This is a genomic window from Pseudomonas sp. (genome assembly GCF_049645325.1).
Lineage (GTDB): Bacteria > Pseudomonadota > Gammaproteobacteria > Pseudomonadales > Pseudomonadaceae > Aquipseudomonas.
Map to the genome: position 1 here is coordinate 1 of NZ_JBARTQ010000461.1, position 4,454 is coordinate 4,454.

The following is a 4,454-nucleotide window of genomic DNA, read 5'->3' on the forward strand; positions in this document are numbered from 1 at the left end:
ACCGCATTCGCGAGCAAGCCCGCTCCCACATTGAGCTCGGCAGTGTTGCTTAGTTAGCAGTAGTCACCCAGCTCAATTGACCGTCTTCATCCACATCGACCAGGCATTCAAGTTGCAGCGTTGCTGCATCGTCGGCGTCGGAAGCGGTCTTGAACGTCTGTCCATCAAGGATCTTGTGAAACCGTGGTGCGCCCATGCCATCCAGTGCCTTGACGGCGACGGCGGCGCTGTAGCCCGCTTCGCCCGGTACTACGGCGGAAACGGCTTCGTGGTGGGCAAATTGTTTACGTGCCATGTTGCAGGTCCTGGCCAATGGGAAGTCGGCCATTCTAACCCTCTCAACCGGCGAGTTGCAGGTACTCACCGTACGCATGCGCAGCGGATGCATCGGTAAAGGTCTGGAAGTCCATGCTGCGGACCACCATGTCGTTCAACAGCTCGGTAAAGATCATCAGGGCCGGAGAATTGAAGTAGGCGCTCATCGCCTGCTCGCTGCTCCAGAAGCCCGAGACAAGCCATACATCGGGGTCGACCTGGGAATGCTGCAACGAGAATTGCAGGCAACCCTGAGCCTGACGGCCCGGTTCGATCAAACTGCTCAAGCGTGCACCGAGTTCGGTGCTGCACCCGGTACGGGCACGGATAAAGGCCATATGGCTCGCGGGAATGGGGGTGGACATGTTCGACTCTCCCGTTGAGAAGTGATGCTCGGCAAGCACTGTGAGGGCGTGTTGCCACAGGATCAAAGATAACGGCGCGGGTGCGGGCGCAGTTAGTCAATTCCTGCAGGCTTATTGCACAATCCTGCGAGAAGCGTAGATAGGACGTTTGGCCCCGCAGTTTTATTCCAGGCTCCTACTCAGTGTTTCAGGGCGATGACAGGCCCTGCCCTTGCCTGATTCACGACCTGTCGCAGGATCAGGCAAGGATTGAGCAGGATCGACCTAACACTTTTTGCAAAGCCGCCACTAAGCTGAGCCCATCAAAGAAGCGTGTAGAGGACGCCCCATGTCGTCGCCTGAACATCAATCCATTCCTCTCAATGCCGAGATGGAAAAGCAGCGCGCCGAACTGGCCAGCATCGTGCAACGCCATACCTGGGAAGATGGTTCCTACGGCACGGCGATCACCTCGCTGTTCCTTAACCGCCACAACACACCGCGCGATTTCATGCCGGTGCTGGTGGAACCTGCGTTGTGCATCCTCGCCAGCGGCAGCAAGGAAGTGCGCCTGGCCGACGAAATCTTTGCCTACGACCCGCTCAACTACCTGGTGTTTTCGGTGGCGATGCCGGTGGCCGGGCGAATCATCGACGCCACGCCGCAAGACCCTAACCTGTCAGTGCGCATCAATATCGACCCGGCGCAACTCACGGCGTTGATCGCCGAGGCCGGCCCGATGGGCGTACCCTCGCGCCCCACCTCGCGCGGCATGTACGTCGACCGCATCGACACCCAGTTGCTCGATGCGGTGCTGCGCCTGGCACGCCTGCTGGACACGCCCAAAGACGTCGCCATGCTGGCGCCGTTGATCAACCGCGAAATCCTTTACCGCTTGCTGCGTGGGCCGCAGGGTTATCGGCTGTATGAAATCGCCGTGGCCAACAGTCAGAGCCATCGGGTCAGCCAGGCGATCAAGTGGTTGAACGGCAACTACGAGCAGCCGCTGCGCATTGATGATTTGGCCAAGGAAGTGAACCTCAGCGTCTCGACGTTGCACCACCGCTTCAAGGCGATCACGGCGATGAGCCCACTGCAGTACCAAAAGCAACTGCGTTTGCAGGAAGCGCGGCGGTTGATGATCGCCGAAGGGCTGGAAGCGTCGGCCGCCGGGTATCGGGTGGGGTATGAAAGCCCGTCGCAGTTCAGTCGCGAGTACAGCCGGTTGTTTGGGGCGCCGCCGCTGCGAGACCTGGCTCGGTTGCGCCAGAGCGTCTGACCGATGACTTGTGGTAAGCCGGCTGACTGTGGTCTTGGGGATTGTTGTGGTGATTGGGCTTATGTGGTGAGCGGGCTTGCCCCGCGCTGGGCTGCGTAGCGGCCCCATTAAGGCCACCGCAGTGTTTCAGGCATACCGAGTTGCAGGTTCCAGGGCGGCTTCGCCACCCATCGCGGGGCAAGCCCGCTCACCACAAAAAAACCACTCACCACAACAAGGCTGCCAACCACAAAAGCTCTACTGCTCCGAGTAGCTAGTCCAGCGTCCGCGGCAACTGAAGCGTGACCCGCAGCCCACCCTCACGCAGGTTCTGCAAACTCACCTCGCCGCCATGGCTGTGGGCAATATTGCGTGCAATCCCCAACCCGAGGCCGTAGCCCTGCTGCTGGCCAGCCAACCGAAAATGCGGCTCAAACACTTGCTCCAAGCGCTGCTCCGGCACACCGGGGCCTTCGTCATCCACGTGCAGGATAAATTCCGCACCGTCGTCTTCGATGTGCAGATGGGCGGTTTGCCCGTACTTCAAGGCGTTGTCGATCAGATTGCCGATGCAGCGTTTGAGCGCCAGCGGTTTGCCTGCATACGGCGCCAGCGCGCGGCCTTCCTGAGTAATCCGGCCGTTGCCGTTAGGCGCCAGGTACGGCTCCACCAGGCAGTCGAGCACGTGATTGAGGTCCACCGGCTCGATGTTTTCGTGGATGTCGGTGTCTTTCACGCATTGCAGCGCGCCCTTCACCAGCAACTCCAGCTCATCCAGGTCCCGGCCGAATTTGGTTTGCAGGTTCTCGTCTTCGAGCAATTCCACGCGCAGGCGCAGGCGGGTAATCGGCGTGCGCAAATCGTGAGAAATCGCGCTGAACAATTGGCTGCGTTCGGTCAGGTAGCGGCTGATGCGTTCGCGCATGGCATTGAACGCGCGGCCCACTTCCACCACTTCACTGCCGCCGCCTTCGGCCACCGGCTCGACATCGGCGCCCAAGGACATGTCCCGCGCCGCTCGCGCCAGGCGCTTGAGCGGCCGGCTCTGCCAGTGCACCAACAGGCCGATGAACAGCAGCAAAAAACCACTGGTCAGCACGATAAACCACACCTGCTGGGAGGGCAGGCCTTGTTCTTCAAGGCTGGTGTAAGGCTCGGGCAACAGCGAGGCGATGTACAGCCACTCGCCTTGTGCGAGCTGGATCTGGGTGACCAGCACCGGCGGGTTCACCGGCTCCAGGGTCAGCGCGTAATGCGCCCAGGAACGCGGCAATTCATCAAGTTTCAGGCCGGCATTGAAGATCCGCAGGTCTTCGGCGCTGACGAACTCCACCGAAATATGCACGTCGCTGCCCAGGGTTTGGCGCAACACTTCATCCACGGCTTGCAGCACCGCCTGCTTGCGCGGGGTCTGCGGCAATATCTGCATATCCAGGGGGCGGTCGTTGAGGGTCACCACAAAGCGCGTGCCGCCCATGCTGCGCAATTGGTCCAGCACCAGTGGGCGATAGGCCACCGGCAAGGAGCGGAAGTAACTCACGCTGGCCGTCATCGAATGCGCCAGGCTGCGGGCGCTGGTGACCAGGCCTTCAAGCTGGGTGGCGCGCAATTGCGAAACCCAGATCACGCTGGACAGCGCCTGGGCGAACAGCACCGCCAACAAGGTCAGCAGCAACATCCGCCCGAGCAGCGAGCGCGGCACCGGGAAGCGGCGGCGCTCGGTCAGATGCTCAGTGGGCATTGCCGGCAACCACGCTGGCTGCCAGTTGATAACCGCTGCCGCGCACGGTGCGGATCAGCCTCGGAGGTTTTTCGGTATCGCGCAGCCGTTGGCGCAGACGGCTGACGGCCATGTCGACGATACGGTCCAGCGGCATCAGGTCACGGCCACGGGTGGCATTGCCAATGGTGTCGCGGTCGAGAATTTGTTGGGGGTGATCGAGAAACAGTTTGAGCAGGGCAAAATCGGCGCCGGAGAGAATCACCTCTTCGCCGTCGATGTGAAACAGGCGGTGGCTGATCATGTCCAGGCGCCATTCATCAAACACCCACACGTCGCCCGCGCTGCTGCGCTCCTGGCCAAACTGGGCACGGCGTAGCAAGGCTTTGATCCGCGCCTGCAACTCGCGGGGGCTGAATGGCTTGCCGATGTAGTCGTCGGCACCCAGCTCCAGGCCGATCACGCGGTCTGTTTCATCGGAGCTGGCGGTGAGCATGATGATCGGCACCTGCGCCTGGCGCGGGTGCTGGCGAATCCAGCGGCAGAGGCTGAAACCGTCTTCGTCCGGCAACATCACATCAAGGATGACCAAGTCGCATGGCGCCTCGTTCATGGCCTGGCGAAACCCCGCGCCATCCGCCACACCGCGCACCTGGAAACCGGCACGGCTGAGGTAGGTTTGCAGCAATTCGCGGATTTCCTGGTCGTCGTCGACGAGGAGAATCGATTTACTGATTACGCTCACGGGGTCCTCCTTGTTGTTATGGCCAAGCTTAAGTTATTTGTTGCCCTTGAGGCCCTCTTCGCGAGCAAGCCC

5 protein-coding genes are annotated in these 4,454 nt (G+C 61.1%); 1 reads left to right on the forward strand and 4 read right to left on the reverse strand.

What is annotated here, in order from left to right; translation table 11 throughout:
* Positions 1-49 precede the first annotated feature (49 nt).
* Together WBB95_RS20055 and WBB95_RS20060 are read right to left on the reverse strand one after the other, a co-directional pair.
* Positions 50-295 carry a hypothetical protein gene (locus WBB95_RS20055; RefSeq protein WP_424489161.1) on the reverse strand — a complete coding sequence of 82 codons (246 nt, stop codon included), beginning with the start codon at positions 293-295 and terminating at the stop codon, positions 50-52.
* A 43-nt stretch (positions 296-338) separates the two neighbouring features.
* Entirely contained in the window at positions 339-680 is a 342-nt protein-coding gene (locus WBB95_RS20060) for an antibiotic biosynthesis monooxygenase family protein (protein ID WP_016975490.1), read from the reverse strand.
* Between the two features lie 328 nt (positions 681-1,008).
* Here WBB95_RS20060 and WBB95_RS20065 point away from each other — a divergent pair, with 328 nt between their 5' ends.
* Positions 1,009-1,938: an AraC family transcriptional regulator gene (locus WBB95_RS20065; RefSeq protein WP_424489162.1), complete on the forward strand. Its 930-nt coding sequence runs from the start codon at positions 1,009-1,011 to the stop codon at positions 1,936-1,938.
* A 253-nt stretch (positions 1,939-2,191) separates the two neighbouring features.
* Here WBB95_RS20065 and WBB95_RS20070 read toward each other — a convergent pair whose 3' ends face one another.
* Both WBB95_RS20070 and WBB95_RS20075 read right to left on the reverse strand, forming a co-directional pair.
* Entirely contained in the window at positions 2,192-3,619 is a 1,428-nt protein-coding gene (locus WBB95_RS20070; protein ID WP_424489164.1) for an ATP-binding protein, read from the reverse strand.
* Between the two features lie 28 nt (positions 3,620-3,647).
* Positions 3,648-4,382 carry a response regulator gene (locus tag WBB95_RS20075; RefSeq protein ID WP_424489163.1) on the reverse strand — a complete coding sequence of 245 codons (735 nt, stop codon included), beginning with the start codon at positions 4,380-4,382 and terminating at the stop codon, positions 3,648-3,650.
* Between the last annotated feature and the right edge of the window lie 72 nt (positions 4,383-4,454).